Annotated in this window: 14 protein-coding genes and 1 tRNA gene; 11 read left to right on the forward strand and 4 right to left on the reverse strand. The window is 54.8% G+C overall.

Annotated elements, in window-relative coordinates; genetic code table 11:
* Positions 1 to 32: 32 nt before the first annotated feature.
* Positions 33 to 1,151, reverse strand: coding sequence for a tryptophan--tRNA ligase (locus tag LN415_01060; GenBank protein ID MCJ2555685.1), 1,119 nt, complete (start codon positions 1,149 to 1,151; stop codon positions 33 to 35).
* Between the two features lie 191 nt (positions 1,152 to 1,342).
* On the opposite strand from LN415_01060, the gene LN415_01065 reads away from it, so the two are divergent.
* The 4 genes from LN415_01065 to LN415_01080 are packed head-to-tail and all read left to right on the forward strand — an operon-like array spanning position 1,343 to position 3,526.
* Positions 1,343 to 2,083: a ThiF family adenylyltransferase gene (locus LN415_01065; protein ID MCJ2555686.1), complete on the forward strand. Its 741-nt coding sequence runs from the start codon at positions 1,343 to 1,345 to the stop codon at positions 2,081 to 2,083.
* Positions 2,084 to 2,143: 60 nt separating this feature from the next.
* The gene (locus tag LN415_01070; GenBank protein ID MCJ2555687.1) at positions 2,144 to 2,383 is read left to right on the forward strand and encodes a hypothetical protein; all 240 of its coding nucleotides are present in this window, start codon (positions 2,144 to 2,146) and stop codon (positions 2,381 to 2,383) included.
* 9 nt (positions 2,384 to 2,392) lie between these two features.
* On the forward strand, positions 2,393 to 2,902 hold the full coding sequence (locus tag LN415_01075; GenBank protein MCJ2555688.1) for a hypothetical protein: 510 nt from the start codon (positions 2,393 to 2,395) through the stop codon (positions 2,900 to 2,902).
* Between the two features lie 3 nt (positions 2,903 to 2,905).
* Positions 2,906 to 3,526, forward strand: a complete 621-nt coding sequence (locus LN415_01080; GenBank protein MCJ2555689.1) for a hypothetical protein — start codon at positions 2,906 to 2,908, stop codon at positions 3,524 to 3,526.
* A gap of 1 nt (position 3,527) precedes the next feature.
* On the opposite strand, the gene LN415_01085 is transcribed toward LN415_01080, so the two are convergent.
* Both LN415_01085 and LN415_01090 read right to left on the reverse strand, forming a co-directional pair.
* Positions 3,528 to 4,079 carry an SIS domain-containing protein gene (locus LN415_01085; GenBank protein ID MCJ2555690.1) on the reverse strand — a complete coding sequence of 184 codons (552 nt, stop codon included), beginning with the start codon at positions 4,077 to 4,079 and terminating at the stop codon, positions 3,528 to 3,530.
* Positions 4,076 to 5,098 (reverse strand): TIM barrel protein, encoded by a 1,023-nt coding sequence (locus tag LN415_01090; protein ID MCJ2555691.1) that lies wholly within the window; start codon positions 5,096 to 5,098, stop codon positions 4,076 to 4,078. The genes LN415_01085 and LN415_01090 overlap by 4 nt, the downstream gene beginning before the upstream one ends.
* Positions 5,099 to 5,366: 268 nt before the next feature.
* On the opposite strand from LN415_01090, the gene LN415_01095 reads away from it, so the two are divergent.
* The 5 genes from LN415_01095 to LN415_01115 all read left to right on the forward strand — a co-directional run bounded on the left by LN415_01095 (position 5,367) and on the right by LN415_01115 (position 6,890).
* Positions 5,367 to 5,729: a 50S ribosomal protein L18e gene (locus LN415_01095; protein ID MCJ2555692.1), complete on the forward strand. Its 363-nt coding sequence runs from the start codon at positions 5,367 to 5,369 to the stop codon at positions 5,727 to 5,729.
* Positions 5,730 to 5,732: 3 nt separating this feature from the next.
* A complete protein-coding gene (locus LN415_01100; GenBank protein ID MCJ2555693.1) occupies positions 5,733 to 6,146 on the forward strand; it encodes a 50S ribosomal protein L13 in 414 nt (137 codons plus the stop codon).
* Between the two features lie 8 nt (positions 6,147 to 6,154).
* The gene (locus tag LN415_01105; GenBank protein MCJ2555694.1) at positions 6,155 to 6,553 is read left to right on the forward strand and encodes a 30S ribosomal protein S9; all 399 of its coding nucleotides are present in this window, start codon (positions 6,155 to 6,157) and stop codon (positions 6,551 to 6,553) included.
* A 7-nt stretch (positions 6,554 to 6,560) separates the two neighbouring features.
* Positions 6,561 to 6,749 carry a DNA-directed RNA polymerase subunit N gene (locus tag LN415_01110; GenBank protein MCJ2555695.1) on the forward strand — a complete coding sequence of 63 codons (189 nt, stop codon included), beginning with the start codon at positions 6,561 to 6,563 and terminating at the stop codon, positions 6,747 to 6,749.
* A 39-nt stretch (positions 6,750 to 6,788) separates the two neighbouring features.
* A tRNA-Pro gene (locus LN415_01115) sits at positions 6,789 to 6,890 on the forward strand.
* A gap of 23 nt (positions 6,891 to 6,913) precedes the next feature.
* On the opposite strand, the gene LN415_01120 is transcribed toward LN415_01115, so the two are convergent.
* Entirely contained in the window at positions 6,914 to 7,348 is a 435-nt protein-coding gene (locus LN415_01120; protein MCJ2555696.1) for a CoA-binding protein, read from the reverse strand.
* A 179-nt stretch (positions 7,349 to 7,527) separates the two neighbouring features.
* Between LN415_01120 and LN415_01125 the strand changes: the two genes are divergently transcribed.
* Entirely contained in the window at positions 7,528 to 12,216 is a 4,689-nt protein-coding gene (locus LN415_01125; protein MCJ2555697.1) for a VWA domain-containing protein, read from the forward strand.
* A 69-nt stretch (positions 12,217 to 12,285) separates the two neighbouring features.
* Positions 12,286 to 16,308 (forward strand): hypothetical protein, encoded by a 4,023-nt coding sequence (locus LN415_01130; protein ID MCJ2555698.1) that lies wholly within the window; start codon positions 12,286 to 12,288, stop codon positions 16,306 to 16,308.
* The last annotated feature ends 65 nt before the right edge of the window (positions 16,309 to 16,373 follow it).

Consider the following 16,373-nt stretch of genomic DNA (forward strand, 5'->3'; position numbering starts at 1 on the left):
AATCACGAATGGTCACGTGCGATTTATTCTTTTCAGTCCCGCAGTATGAAGTCCTCGATTCTGTCCTTGGCTTCTTCACGCTTCTGCTGGTGCTCCTTCAGGAACCCGTTGATCTTCTCGACGAGGATTTGCTTGCATTCCCCGCAGAGGATCTCGCCGCCCTTGCACTTGAGATAGATGTCTCGCAGCTCATCGTCCTCGGGCATGAAGAAATACATGTAATAGTGATAGACCGTGCAGATTTCTGGATTGGCTCCAAGTTTCTTCTGCTCCTCCACGGAGACCCGCCCGCCCGTGAAGGCGTTGACTATCTTCTTCCTCACGTCATCGGGTTGGTCCGTCGTGAACACGCTCGTGTGGGGGAGCGAGGCGGACATCTTGTCTCCTCCCGCCAGGCTCGGGAGCAGCTTGTTGTGCAGGAGTGCTGGCTTGTAGTACCCGAGCAAGGGAGCGACGTCTCTGGCGATTCTGAAATGAGGGTCCTGGTCGATCCCGCAGGGAATCAGACAAGCGATGTTCCTGCCCTCGAGCACCGACTCGAGAAAACAGGGAACCGCCTGCATGCTCGTGTAGAAGATGCTTCCGATGTTGTGGCTGCTGTCGAAGCCGAAGACCGCGCGGACCTTGGAGAAGTTGATCCTCCTGGCGACGTCAATCGCTATCGGGTAGAGCGTGTGAATTAGCTCAGTGTCCATGAATATCCTCGTCAGCTTGGGATCGAATCCCAAGGCAATGACATCCAGCATGTTCTCGTAAGCGTACTTCTTGGTGTCCTCTCTCGTGAGGCCATCATCGAACATGAACTTCTCATCGTCCGTCAGCTGGAAGTAGAACTTGACCTTGAAGTTGTCCTGAAGCCATTTCGTGAGAATCCAAGGCAGTATGTGGCCCAGGTGGATGTGACCCGAGGGGCCGCGACCAGTGTACAGGAAGAAGCCATTGCCCTTCTCGTACTCGTCCAGGATTCGATTGAAGTCGCGATGCGAATAGAAGATCCCCCTCCTCAAGAGGTGGTGCAGAGGTGAAGCGTGCTTCTCCAGTCTATCCAGAATCTCTTGGGACATCAATTGAGTTCCGAACCTTTCCACTAGCTTGTCGTAGTCGATCTCGCCCTTGACCTCCCATGGCGTGACAATGAAATCTTCTGGCATCTGAGTCGTCTCTGAATGAGGCGATATCCTAATAACGTTTCTCTCTCGCTTCCTCCCACGGTTCTCCTGCGCGTTGTGTTGGCCGGGAACCACCATCGCCACGTGAAAAGGACTAATATCTCCGAATCCTTCCTGGCAGTATGGGGGAGTCCATTGATGCTGATTTTCTCGAGCGGGACAGACACGAGAGAATGAGAAGGATTCCGTGGATAGACCTGGACGCGGTCAGAACCGCTCGAGTTCTCGTCGTCGGAGCAGGCGCTCTCGGCAACGAAGTCGTGAAGGACATGGTTCTGGCGGGCTTCGCGGGAATCAGTCTCGTCGATATGGACCACGTCGCCAGGTCCAATCTGACCCGATGCGTGTTCTTCCGTGAGCAGGATTCCGAACGGAGGCGGCTCAAAGCCGAAGTTGTTGCAGGAAGAGCCATGGAACTCGACCCAGCGGTCAAGATCACACCCTACACCGACAGAATCCAGGATATGCCTGAGGACTTCATCTCCTCCCATTCAATGATCCTCGGCTGCCTGGACAACGTGGCCACAAGACTCCATCTGAACGCTCACTGCTACAATGAGGGCATACCATACATCGATGGGGCAATGGACGGGCTGATCGGGAAGGTGCAAGTCGTCCTTCCACCGGAAACGGCCTGTCTCCAGTGCGGAATGAACAAGACACACTCGAAGATCATGGAACTCAGGTTCAGCTGCACCGGCGAAGATGTCACGTTCTACGAGCCCAAGGTCGCCGCAGAGATCACGACAACGAGCATAGTCTCGGCGGTCCAGGTGAGAGAGGCCCTCAAGATTGTGTCCGGAAGAACGGAGGCTGTCCTGTCCAATGTATTCTACTACGACGGCCTGAGAAACGTCTCAGAGAACCTCGAGGTCTCGAAGAACCCTGATTGCCCACATCATGGGGGGCAGTAGTTTTGTCCCTCCGAAAACCTTTAAGAACGCCTCAGGCAATAACTGTACGGGGGAGTGATTGTGACAACGAGAATCAGCGTAAAGAACGCGGAAACAGGGTCCTCGGTCGAGATGGAGTTGGAGGCCGAGAATACAGTCGAAGAGATAATCGAGAGCGCGGCTAGCTACTGGGAGGTCTCTCCTGGGGCCTATGTCCTCCGTCGCGGCAAGGCGGTTCTGCGCGGACAGTCGACGATTGTGGAAGCGAAGATCCATGAGGGCGACGTGGTCGAGCTGATACCTGACCCTGAGGGCGGCTAGGTGCGGTTCATGGGGCTGCCGAAGGACATTCTGAGGTCCCGCGTGAGAAACGAGGTCCTGATGTGTCAAAGGAATCTCAGGCACGCCATCTCGGTCTCCGATAGGACTCTTCAGTCCTTCCCGATGGAGGTCAACCTGACACTCGTGAAGACCCCCGGACCCATCTGGAAGGATGACACGATAAAGCATCGATTCACACACAAGCTGTCGATTCTGATAACTGAGGAGTATCCGTACGAGAAGCCCATCGTCAAGTGGAGGTCAGACGTGTTCCATCCCAACATCATGCTTCCTGGTGATGGTGGATACGTATGCACCAGGCTCTTGGACGACTGGAGTTTCAACTCGACCCTGCTCACGTTCGTCAAGGGAATCGAAACGCTGCTGACCAGTCCCAACCCCGCGAACCCCTTCGGTAGCGACTCGTGCACGCGGGCAGCTCAGTACTTCAACACTCACGAGTACAGCCCGCCAAATGTGATTGAGGATTCCAGGAATAAGCCGAAGATTCTGGGATGATCCATGAAGCGCCCGCGCGTTGTGAGCGAAAGGAAGAGAGCCATCCTTGAGCGGTCGCCACCACCGTCAAATCGGTCCAGCCCCCATCTCTGGCTCAAGGATGAGAAGAGGAGCGAGGTCGAGGAAGCACTCGCGGGAACAGGGCCACTTCCTTTGTACATCTCTAGGACCGCCGAGGCAGAGATGAGGAATCACAGCATCTCTTCCGGGAATCAGAACCTCGAGGCGATGGGTCTCCTTCTGGGTGATGTCTTCGCTCACTCAAAGAAATCCTACACAGTGGTCAAGAACGTCGTTACGACGGCGCTCCAGGCATCAGGCGTCTCTGTCAGTTTCCACAGGAACGGGTTCGAAACGCTCTTCGATCGCCTCGACGAGGCGGATTTCGATTATGTCATTGTGGGCTGGTACCACTCCCACCCCGGATACACTTGCTTCATGTCGCCCAAGGATATTGAGACGCAGCAGCGGATGTTCAGGGAGGACTTCCACTTCGCGGTTGTCCTGGACCCGTTGAAGCTGCAGATTGAGGCCTTCACACTCCACGGGGAGGGTTGCATATCCGTACCCTTCGCGATCTACTGGGAGGAACACGAAGATCCGTACGGAAGGAAGAAGCTCTAGCTCAAACCCAGATAGCGTGTCTGCCTCTCATCTTGGACTCCGTTTCCTTCCTCTTCTCCATTATACGCGCGATGATCCCGTCCAAGAAAACGAGCGCAGAATCCTCGAACAGAGTGCCAAGCGGGGCGAGAGCTGCGGTCTCATCATCTGGCTCGGGATCCAGAACGACCACTAGGTTGGCCGCGTGTGCGAGTTTGGAAGTCTTCCTACTGGTCATCACTATTACCTTTGCCCCGACTCGTCTGATGATGTTCGCTGTCTGAATTGCCGACATGGTCTCGCCCGTGTTCGAGAGTATCAGCGCAACATCGGTGTCGTCAACGATCGGGGTCGTTGTCTCACCGATGAAGAAGACTTTGAGGCCGAGCTGAACCAGGCGTATGGCGAAGGCCTTCCCTATCAGACCGGACCTGCCAGCACCATACATAAACACCTTGTCCGAGGACAGCAGCAGTCTGATGATTTCCTCGATGGTCTCTTTGTCCCCGTTCGCGAGGATTTCGGTTATCTTCTTTGCGATGTATTGCGATGATGCAGTTGCCCTGTTAGTCACTTCTTCTCCCCCTTGGCTATCTTCGCGACCCTCCTGGCCAAGACCCTCTCTAGTATGACCTTCATGTACATCGCGTCATGTTCCATGAGTGGCGAACCGGAGATAAGTGTGATGTCGTAGTTATTGTCCAGTATGCATTCGGCGAGAGGTTCGAACCTCAGATCACCCTTCTTGATCGGAGTGTATCTCAGCTCGTTCCCGTCTGCGTGCTCCACGCCGGAGAAATGTGTGTGGAAGTGCCCCCTCACGTGCTTCTTGAACTTGTCGAAGAGCTTCTGGAAATCTTCGCTAGTCCTCAGCGAGCCGCCTTCCCGCGAGTGTATGTGTGAGAAGTTGAGCACGGGAATGACACCTTTGTACTTCTCGCAGAGGGAGATGATCTCCTTCAGACTCCCAAAGACCTCTTGTCTTCCGCTGGACTCCAAGCCGAGTTTTGCCTTGATCCTCCTTGACCTGAACCACTTGAGAATCGAGTCGAGGTTCTTTCTGACCCTTATGCTCGCTTGCCTGTTCGTCAGGTCACCGTAGAGACCGAGATGGGTCACCACGACCTTCGCTCCCATCTCATTGGCAAGGAGCCCGCCCCATTTGACGCTGTTCATGCTCCTCTCGCCCATGTCCTCTATTCCGATGAGATCCATGTAGTAGGGCGTGTGAAGGCTCAGCTCGATGTCGAGGTCCCTGGACAGTCTTCCCAGCTCCACGAGTTCGTGATAGTCCTTCGCTATGCCCGATGCCAGAATGCGAAGGAGGTCTCCCTTCATGACCTCGGCGTCCAGTTTGGCGATCACTTTCTTCCTGGAGCCTTCCTCTCTGACGATTTCAACAATCAGCTCGTTCGGTATGTCCCTGGCCGCGATGCCAACCTCTTCCTCTGTGGCATGTCGCTCAAGGAGCCCCACTCTGACCAGCTGAACCTCCATTGCGGTGAGACCCAGGTTGTGGACGTCTTCGATTCCATCTCGCAGGGTTCTACCTTTGCATGATAGGGGGATGCCCGCTGGGCCAAAACGTATCATTACTCCACCAGACTACTAACCCGAAGGTCTTACTACTTGGTACGCATTTATATTTATAGTTTTCGATATTGCGCCCCCAGAAACCCGTTTGTGACTTCCGATGCCACCGAGATCCTCGGTGCGCCGGACACTTGTGTCCGGGAGCGGTCTTCAACGGGCAGCCCGAAGTGCAAGACAGCGGTTGTCTGGCATGTCGGGTTTCGCCAATCCAGATGGACAAAAGGTTTATATGAAGACCCTTCTTTAGACCCTCCTCAGAGGATATCCGATGCCTGGCAATAGGAAATCCAATCCCAGATTATTGGAACTCATAGAGCAGCTGAAGCGGCACTCTTACGAGAACAAAGCACCCATTTGGAAGGACACAGCCAGCAGGCTGAGCAAGCCTCGGAGGAGCTGGGCCGAAGTGAACATCAGCAGGATATCCAGATACGCCAAGAAGGATGAGGTCATCCTCGTTCCCGGCCGGCTTCTTGGTTCTGGCAACATAGATAAGTCTGTGACCGTGGCCTCCTTTCATTCTTCCGAGACCGCAAGGAGAAAGATCACGGACTCCGGTGGCGTCATTCTGACGATTGAGGAACTAATGAACAAGAACCCAAAGGGAAGCGGTGTCAGGATAATGAGGTGAACCATGGCTGTGATTGACGCGACTGGCTCCGTGCTTGGCAGGCTTGCCAGCGTTGTGGCCAAGAGACTACTCGAAGGCGAGGAGATCGTTGTGGTCAATGCCGAGCACGCCGTCATCTCAGGGGGCAGAGTGTCCGTGTTCAACGAATACAAGGTGATAAGGGACATAGGTAGCCAGATGTCAGGTCCCTTCTTCCCGAGAATGCCGGACAAGATCGTGACGAGAACAATCAGAGGCATGATTCCCTACCAGAAGCCCAGAGGAAGGGAAGCGTTCAAGAGGTTGAGAGTCTACATAGGCGTTCCTGACGCGTATGCCGAGTCGAGTTTGGAGAGGATCGAGGAGGCCCTCGGGAAACTGAGGTGCCAGTACACGAAGGTCGGCGATCTCTCAAGGAAGCTCGGGGCCAAGTTCTAGGTGGTCCAATGAAAATCATTCAGACAAGCGGAAAGAGGAAGAAGGCGATTGCGCGGGCCACGATCAAGCCAGGGAAGGGCTTGGTCAGGGTGAACAAGAGGCCAGTCGAGATCTTGAGCCCGGAATTGGCCCGCCAGAAGATTCTTGAGCCCATCGTCATGGCCGGAGACAAGATCAAGAAACTGGACATCGAGGTCAACGTACAGGGCGGGGGCATCATGGGTCAAGCAGATGCGACACGGACCGCTATCGCCAGAGGCATTGTGGCGTACCTCGAGAACAAGGAGCTGGAATTGCTCTACAAAGAACGGGACAGAACCCTGCTCGCAAGCGATCCGAGAAGGAAGATGCCCAAGAAACCGATGGGTAGGGGCGCAAGGAAGAAGAGGCAGAAGTCCTATAGGTGATTCTGTGATAGTACCTGTGAGATGTTTCAGCTGCGGAAAGGTCGTGGCCTCTGAGTGGGAAGAATATCAGAAGAAAATCGGGATGGGCGAGGATCCCCAGAAGGTTCTCGACTCTCTTGGACTGACCCGCTACTGTTGCCGCCGGATGCTGCTTTCGAATGCTGACACGATTGACGACGTCTTGCCATTTGGCTAGATGCGAAGCCTTTTTGTTCTACGGCCTTATGCATGGTCAGGGCCCGTGGGGTAGTTTGGTATCCTTCCAGCTTGGGGTGCTGGTAACCCGAGTTCAAAAGGCTCTTGCTTTCGCGAGGACCTGAAATTCTCGGCGGGCCCACTTCTTTCTCGCGTGTGAAGGCACTATTCTCCTGTTCCGTGGGCCATCAACATGTGATGCTCCTTCATCATGCACCTGTCCATGACGACCCGGAGTCCGGCCGCCTTCGCCCTCTCCGCAGCCTTAGGGTTGACAACGCCCTCCTGCATCCATACGACCCGTGCACCCTTCCTTATTGCCGATTCGATGATAGGCTCAACGAACTCCGATCTTCGGAAGATGTCGACGACATCCACGTTCCCTGGTACGGATTCGACGTCGGGATAGCTCTTCATCCCCTCGATCTCATGGTAAGCAGGATTGACGGGGACGATGTCATATCCCGCATTCTTCAGATACATTGCCACTTGATAGCTGGCTCTCTCCCGCTTGTTAGACATCCCCACCACGGCAATCGTTTGCGACTTCTGAAGTATGTCTCGAATATCTTCGGACGAGGCCGGGATTTCCTTCTTCATGTTTCCATCTCCTCGAGGAATCATGGACAAGAAGATACTTATGGACTTCGAGGGCAAACCTGAGTTGGGGGCTGGCGGGGAAAATATATATACACGCCATGCCATTAATTCGCATTGTGGGCAGAAACAGAGGTGTGAACCTACTGTTTGTTCTGCGGATCTTCCTTGGAGGAGGACTCATGAAGAACGCGGCATCCAGCATTTGGCGTGATTACTGCAGGTTGTTCGCCGTTCTTACTATTGTTCTGCTCATGACAAGCCTCGTCGTTGTCGCGAGCGATGACACCCCCGTATCGACTCTAGGGATCTCTTTCAGCCGCCCGAACCAGAATGTGGACGATGGATCTGCCAACTCCCGGAATCCAGACATGGCAGTTGATGGTCTTGATGGGATTCACGTTGTGTGGTCCGATGACAGGACCAACTACTATGGAATCTATCACTCCAAGTCGACTGACCAGGGATTAAGCTGGCAGGCGTCCATGAGAATCGATTCGGCCCCCATAGCTGCTAACGCCCGAATGCCCTCTATAGCGATTGACAGAAGTGGAGGGGCCTTCGATGACCGGATGTACGTCGTCTGGCATGAGTCGTCCGTGGCAGGGGGGGTTCACATATTCGCCACCTACTCTGTCAATTCGGGATCGACATGGGCGTTGCCTCTGCGGATTGACAACGCGGCGCAGGACGTTCTATGCCTTGAGGCGGACGTGGCCGTAGATTCCTCAGGCAATGTCTACATTGCTTGGTTTGACAACCGCGATTCCTCCTACAGACACATTTTCGTATCGAAGTCCACAGATGGCGGTATCAGTTTCGGAGCTGAAGTCCAGGTCTCCTCACAAGATGCGACGAACGCGTTCTCTTCACTGACAACCTTCGGTGACGATGTCTTCGTGTCTTGGAGAGAGCAGGACCTAAGCGGTCTCATAACGCTGTGGATTGCAGGGTCCAATGACTCCGGTTCCACTTGGACGCCTCATGTGGTTTTCGCCGGGCCGCTAAACTCAATCTCAAGATTCCTTGAGGTGACACCGGATTCTAGCGGGATTCTCCACGCAGTCTGGTATTATCAGAATCCTACGGGCGAGAAGGAGATCAGCCATTCGAATTCCGCAGACGATGGCCTGACTTGGTCCGCGCCAACGAAGGTTGACGACTACGCTTCTTCCACATCGTACACTGCCCCGGACATCGCTTCTGGACCGAGAGGCCTGTACGTGACGTGGAGCGACGATAGGGTCGGAGATCAGGATGTCTTCTTCTCGCATTCAGAGGACGGAGGCCTTACATGGGGGGACGGGATCCCGAACAACAACGATATCCGTGTTGATGACACGGATGCCAACGGGGACCCCTTAGATGACTCCTCATCCCAGACCTACCCGGTGATAGCCGTCGGGACATTCGGCGTCTTCATCGCTTGGGATGACTTCAGAAGCGGGATGTTCTACGAGATTTACTTCTCTTCGTACGATACTGGACAGATCCTGATAACGGAGCTGAAGGATGCACCGGACAACGCTGAGCTTTTGGAGATCTACAACTACGGGCCCCAACCCATTGACATGAGCGGCTACGTGCTCCAAATCGACGCATCACAGGTCTACTCTTTGACCTCATTAGGGATCATACCCGCGCTGGAGTATCGAACTATCGGTGACGGCCCCGCCGCGGATCTCATTCTTCCAATCGATATAGGCGACCAAGGCGCCAGGCTTCTTCTATTCGATCCCAGCGTGACGTTAATCGACGAGGTCGACTTCGGCCAGATGGGGACGGTTCCCGACCCGCTTCCAGGGGAGTCTGTGGCGAGGCACATGGTAGGTCTGGGATACACCGATGAGTGGGTACGAGAAGAGACGCCGACGTTCGGAGCGGACAACAACGTCCCAGGCATCGATGGTACTCCCGATGTCGTCCTCAACGAGATACTGTTCTTTCCGAACGCTCCTGATGAGGCCTTCGTGGAGATTTACTACAAAGGGACCAGCCTCGTCAACCTCCTGGGTTACACGATTGTCTGCAACCAGGAGTTCTTCGTGGGCACAATCACACTCACGGACACCAATCCTCACTACGTGCTGAGGTATCAAATGGATGGCGGTTTCTTTGATTCCATGAGCTCCACTGCCGATAATGTCTATCTGTACGATTCGACGGGACAGTTGGTCGACATGGCAGGGTGGAGCTCTCTCCACGCTCAGGGATTCTCAATGACCCGAGATCCTGAGGGGAATGGAACCTCAAAGGGCTATGATGATTTCAGCTCCGCCAACGCGGGTTGGAATTTCGACAGGGTTCCGACACTCCCGCTTGTGCTACTTGGCCCTGACCATGCCGCAAACGGGGAAGTGGGAGACCGGATACTTCTGAACATGACGGTGACAAACAAGCAGCTAATCCCGGACTATATCGACATAACTCTGGCCAGCGCACCAAACAACTGGACGATTGAAATACTACGGGACGATGGCATTTTTCCCCTGCTGGACTCTCTAGGAGATGGTGATGGCATTCCAGATTCTGGACTGCTCAATCCTGAGCAATCGCTTCAGTTCAAGATTGGGGTGAACATCCCCTCCAGTCCTCCTGTGGGAAGCTATCAGACGATTGTGGTCACGGCCACCGCCTCGTCAATCCTCCTGGCCTCGGACAGCGCAAACATACTCGTAAGGGTATACCCGCATATCGAGCCTATGAAAAGCGTGTCCCCTTCAACGATCTACCATGAAGATGCGGGTCCTGGCTATCCAACCGTCGCCACCGTTCGGCTTACCGTTACAGGCAACGGCTCTGGCATCGTCAGATCCGTCCCGCAGGATGTGATATTCCTCATAGACAAGTCCGGTAGCATGGGAGACTGGCAGAAGTTCGAGTTCGCAAAGCTCGGCGCGAAGAGCTATGTCGACGACATGAAGTTCCCCGATCACGGTGCGGTGATATTCTTCGACACTTCTGCGATGCGAGTGAACCCGCTCAGCACGGACTACGCGCAGATCAAGAATGACATAGACAGCGTTCTCATTCCTGGCGGGGGAACCGCGATTGGAACTAGCATATACGCATGCTGGAATGATCTCGTCTCTGATGGCGACCCAGCGCATATCTGGGTTTGCATACTTCTGACCGATGGGAGAAGCAATTCGGGCCCAGATCCAATCACTGAGGCTCAGAACGCTGCAGCGAACAACGTCGTGATATACACAATCGGTTTGGGACCGGACGTCGATGATGTCACCCTCCAGAACATCGCCGCAATCACCGGGGGTGAGTACTTCTTCGCTGAGACTCCAGAAGATCTGATAGGCATCTACCAACAGATCGGTACAATAGTTGATCGGGTGGCGGGAAGGGATCTGGATGTTTCCGACAGTATTCCAATGATTGAGGACGTCGTGCCTTCCTACATACACGTTGTGACGGGTTCTTTCCGGGATCCAGCTACGGGTCTTCCGAAGCTCCCAGGTTACTTGGGCAACCGAGGCGTCTTCACGCTCATGCAATGGAATGTGAGTTCTCTGGCGATCAATGAAACCTGGGAAGTGGAGTACGACATCACGTCCGATCTGATCGGCACCAATCCTGTGGGAGTCTATCCCGACTCCCGCGTTGCCTATGTGAAGTGGGATGGCAACCAGACCACAGCACCCTTCCCCGAGGTCTTCATAACCGTAACCTACTATGCTGCCCCACCGAAGAACGTCGAGACATACTGGGATGGAGGGAGCAACATAGGTCTCAAATGGGTCGAAGTGCCCTGGCCCGGGCTGGACCATTACCTGATATTCAGGTCGCAGACCCAGAACGGGTTCCAGGACTTGTCTCCCGCTGCGGCCTATGGCCTGGCTCCGGCAGGGACGACAGATTGGCTGGATCCTGAAGCGGGAGGAGCGGCCAGCCATGACGGAGAGTACTACTATCTGATAAGGGCAACGAATGCCGACGAAAGCGACGTGAGTGAAACCAGCAACACGGCTGGCGCGTGGACGACTACGTTCTCTGCAGGCTTCAACACATTCTCGGTTCCCCTGGACTACTTCCCGTGGGCCGAGTATCTCGGACCGACCCGAACGGACACGGCGGGAGAGTACCGGGCAGCCCTTGCTGCGGACTACATTGAGTACATGGAGGCGGAGCACTGGCTCAGGGTTCCTGGCATCGGCGATTCGGACAGGACCATAGAAGTCGGCGATGGCTGCCTCATGAGCCTCGGATCGGACGTTAGCTTCACATTCTTGGGTCTGCCCGGGACCATGATCAAGTATGACGAGTTCCCGTTCGGCGGTTTCGACCATACGGGGAATGCCAAGAACATAGAGCTCAGCATCGTGGGGAGCAACATCAGAATAACCTGGCTGCAACCGATTGGCTCTGACACCTACGACATCTATTACTCGGACAGCAGAGTGGGGTTCTTCGGGAAGCTGGGGACAGACTACTGGTTGCTGTACGGTTCCTACGATCCGCCGGTGAATCCCATTGTCAGTGTGGACCACGTGAACGCCCTCCTCCAACCCTACGACGAGTTCTACTACATGATCTTCCCTCTGAGCGATTCGCTCGGTCCAGGTTCCGGAAGCTACAGTTCAGGCATATGGATCGGCCGCTTCACACAGGGCTATCAGGCCATTTCACTCCCACTGAAGCCGTTCGAGAACGGTCTTTATCTCCGCCAGAATGTCTCGTACTACGCCGATTCCATCCTGAATATGCTCGTGATCCTCTGGTACAAGCATTCCGAGTCTAGGTGGGTTCCCCATATTCCGGCCATGGAGGCAGGAGTCTACGACAGGGAATTCGCGATGTTCGTCACCCTGAAGATCAACGTTTCATCAGATGTGGTCTTTGGGTTTGCTGGAGTCTGAGGTTGTATCGATATGAGCTTCCGTTGTGCTGGAGAGAAGCCAAGCGCCGACCACGCTTCTTGGAAAGCAATGATGAAGCGGCGGTCGATTGCGGTGTCCTTCCTCGTGCTCCTCACGATCGTGACGCTGGCACAGTCAACGACAGGCCAACCCAAGGAGATGAACTTGGAGGGGAGGATCTTCCTCTGGGACGACACACCTCTCCAGGGCCTCCCGTGGGAAGACAGCACACCCTTCGCTGTGTGGGTACTTCACAGCGGTTCCTGGAATCGTTTTCCGAAAGCCGGATGGGTCCTCACCAGCGGTGGCTGGTACGCGTACACGCTTGAGGCGGTTGAGCGGGACGTCAACTGGAGCAACGGTGACACATACCGCGTTCAATTGGACGCAACTGCCTTTGGCGGGCTCGATACGAACGCCACAAGCCACGGGACGGGCGACCCCGGTGAGTTCCCCCCCTTCGGGGAGCTTGAGAATACGATAATGTGGAACGATCCGGACAACACTCAACAGTGGGACGTAGTTGTTCCGATACCAGACCTCCAGCCTTTCGCCATCGCCGTCGACGGAATCGAGTATCCCGGTCCCTACGACCCAGCTGTGCCGATAGGACCAATAGTCGTTCTGGCGGGCACTTCCCACGTGGTGGAGGCCAACGTGACGAACGCGGGGACGCCCTTCATACGAATCCTGAACACAGCCGCGCTTGACGACTCCTGCGGGGCCTTCGAGCACCTCGGGGAGATACAGGAGATAGATGCAGGATCCTCCGCACCCCCGGGAGCGAGGTTCAGCACGATCTGGACTGCGCCAGCCCTGCCCTTCCTCGGGGACTGCCTCCTCAACTACACTGTGGATTTCTATGACAACGTGACTGAATACGACGAGGGCAATAACTCTGCAGCGATTCTCCTTCGCGTGGAGGGACCCGACCTCTCGCCAAGCGATATTCTGATTGAAACGCCGTTGGGAAACTACTCCTACGCCGACCCGTCAATAGCCGTCCCGCCTTTCCATTCTGATGTGATTCCCGTGAACCCAGGCGACGACATAACCATCAGCCTGAACGCGACAAACGTCGGCGGATACGAGACCGGCGCGCAGTTCAACGTCGTGATCGTAAGCACGGGGAGCATATCTGGCGGGCCGCCAGTTTCGACACTCTTCAATAGCGGACAGGTGGGTCCGCTCATGGCGGGCAGTTCGACAGGTCCCTTTGTGTCCAACCTCCAAATCCCCAACCAAACGGGCTATCACTGCCTGAATCTCACGGTCGATTACGGTATTGACGGGACTGGAAACATCAGTGAGGTCTCGGAGACGAACAATACGTTCGTCGTTTGCTTTGGCGTGGACGTTCCCGACCTGACGCCAGTTGACATCGTAGTCGAGCTCCAGGATGGATCAAGCCTCATCTATCCTGACGCATCGGCCACTAACTATGTCTCGGATCCGATCTACGTCTTTCCCGGGGATCTGATGAACATAACTGCCAGCGTCCGCAACGTTGGGGTCTTCCAGTCCCCAGCGGGCGTCGACACTCAGCTTTCGGTCTACTATGTCGGTGACGGTCCCTTGAATCCAATCCAGGACCTCATTGCCGAATGGAGCAACGTTCCACCACTGCTTCCAGGTTCTACGGACGGACCCTTTGGGGTTCTCGGGCACAGTGTCCCCTTTGATATGGGGGACCGGTACATCAACATCACCGTCGACAATAGAAGCCAGATTCAGGAGGAAAGCGAAATCAACAATACGTTCACGATACACCTTGTCATCGGCGGTCCCGATCTCATCCCGAGCCAGGTCAATCTGACCGTTGACGGCGTGACAACCCAGTACGCGTATCCTCAGACGCCGATTATCGAAGTGGACATAACCTCTGTCGTTAGCCTGGAAGTCGAGATCGCGAACCAGGGCAACTTCGGGACGAATGGGACGTTCTTCACGGAGTTCTTGGACAACTCAATTGCCTTTCACTCGAACCTGAGCGATCCCCTGGGTCCCGGTGCAACGAGCCCGATGAACTCCAGCTGGGTCAATCCCGGAGTCCCGAGCCTGCACACTATCACTGTAGTCGCAGATTCCGCGAACGAGATTGTTGAGGTGAACGAGTCAAACAACATCTTCACATTGACAATCATCGTCAAAGGTCCCGACATCATCCCGTGGCAGGTGAATCTGACGGTGGACGGGCTGACAACGCAGTACACTTATCCAGAGACGCCAACCGCAGAGGTGAACATCTCATCCATAGTCCATATCGAAGCAGCGATAGAGAATCATGGTGGCATCGGAACGAATGGGACATTCCTAACGGAGTACTTCGCTGACTCCGTTGGTTTCTACTCGAACCTCTGTCCGTCGCTGGGTCCCGGTGAGCGCATCCTGACTAACTCCAGCTGGACGAATCCCGGTGTCCTAGGACTCCACCTAATCACGATAGTGGCTGACTCCGCCAACGACATCGTCGAGCTGAATGAGACAAACAACGTTTTCACACTGACCATCGTAGTCAAGGGTCCTGACTTGATACCTCTGTATGTCACAATAGACGTGAGCGGGAACAGCAACCAGTACGGATACTCGGATTCCCCAGTTGGTCCCGTTATTGTAGACATCTCCGACGAGGTTCTCATCGACGTGACCATTCACAATCAGGGAGCTCTCTCCATCGATATGTTTACCGTAGGATACATCGAAGATGGCCAGCTGTTTGATTTGAGCGGCCCCTTAGGGCCACTGGATGCATCGGCGTCCATTTCTCTGATTGACGTCGCTTGGCAGACTCCGCAGTCCTTGGGAGACTACCTTGTTATCATTTCCGTTGATCATTTGGACAATGTATCTGAAATCGATGAGGACAACAACGTGTTCGAGATTCTATTCCGCGTTGTCGGTCCGGATCTGATGGCATTTGACTTCCTTGTCGACAATGCGTCCCCCGTCGCCCCAGTTTCCGTCACTGGCGGGGAAACTGTGCTCCTCACCGGTATCGCGCTCAACTCCGGAACAAATGTGACTCAGGACAGCTTCTCGGTCTCGGTCTACAACTCAACCGAGAGGGTCAGCCCGCTTGTACTCGTGAGCGTTCCTCTGCTCCTTCCTGGGGCGTTTCTGTGGTTGAACGCCACCTGGCACGCCCCCATGGACTATCTGAACGTCACCATTGTCTTCGAGGTCGATTTCTACGATGACGTTCTCGAGGTAGACGAGGCAAACAATGTGCTCGAGGTAGTCCTCATTGTGACCCCACTCCCACCTGACCTCGTGGCAGTGGGTCCTAAGATCAACGGGCTTCCATATGATGGACCCCATCCAGCCAAGGCAGGTGAAACCCTCACTCTCTCAGCCTCCGTGGTCAACATAGGGAACTACACTACCGGAGGCCCGTTCGACAACGCGTTCTACAACGATACGATGCCTAGTCTCCCGTTTGCCAGGAAAGTGGAGGGAACGCTAATCGTAGGCAGGACGACAGCTGAGATCGAAGCCACTTGGAGGGCTCCCGAGAAGGCTGGAACTTACGTTGTCGTCTTCCACGTGGACTACATGGACTCCATATCCGAGGCGAACGAGACGAACAACAAGCTCTCCTACATAATCGAGGTTGTTGAGGAGGAGGGAGAGTACAACTGGAAACCCCTCCTTGCCCTGATCCTTGCCATCATTCTTGTTCTTCTCGGAATCCTCGTCGGATACGTGAGACCTCTCGACAGATTCGTTCCGATACCGGAAGACATGCCGGATGAGGAGATTGATGTGTATAGAAGGCAGATGAGGAGTCAACCCATAGGAGATAAACTGAGTCCTCTCGACCAGGACGCACTCCTGAGGAAATTCTCTCGAGACAGGATGTTCACGATTGCCATCCTTGCCCTTCCTCTATCGCTGCTTGAGATCGCCATCGCAATCCTTTCCAATCTGACAGGCATTCTGAGAGTGCCCGAAGTGGGCAACTGGATTACGGTGGGATTGGTGGTCAACCTCATAATCCTCGTTGTTGGGATCGCCGTTGACACGATTGCGTCGAAGAAGGGCTATAAGGTGCCATCGGAGATGACTCTTCCACCCGAGGCGGACAGCGACTAGTGGACGCGATGCGTTCGCGACAAACATCATCAGACTCCCTGGAATGCTGGGCAACCTCGTCAGAG

The sequence above is a fragment of the Candidatus Thermoplasmatota archaeon genome (assembly GCA_022848865.1).
Classification (GTDB): domain Archaea; phylum Thermoplasmatota; class Thermoplasmata; order RBG-16-68-12; family JAGMCJ01; genus JAGMCJ01.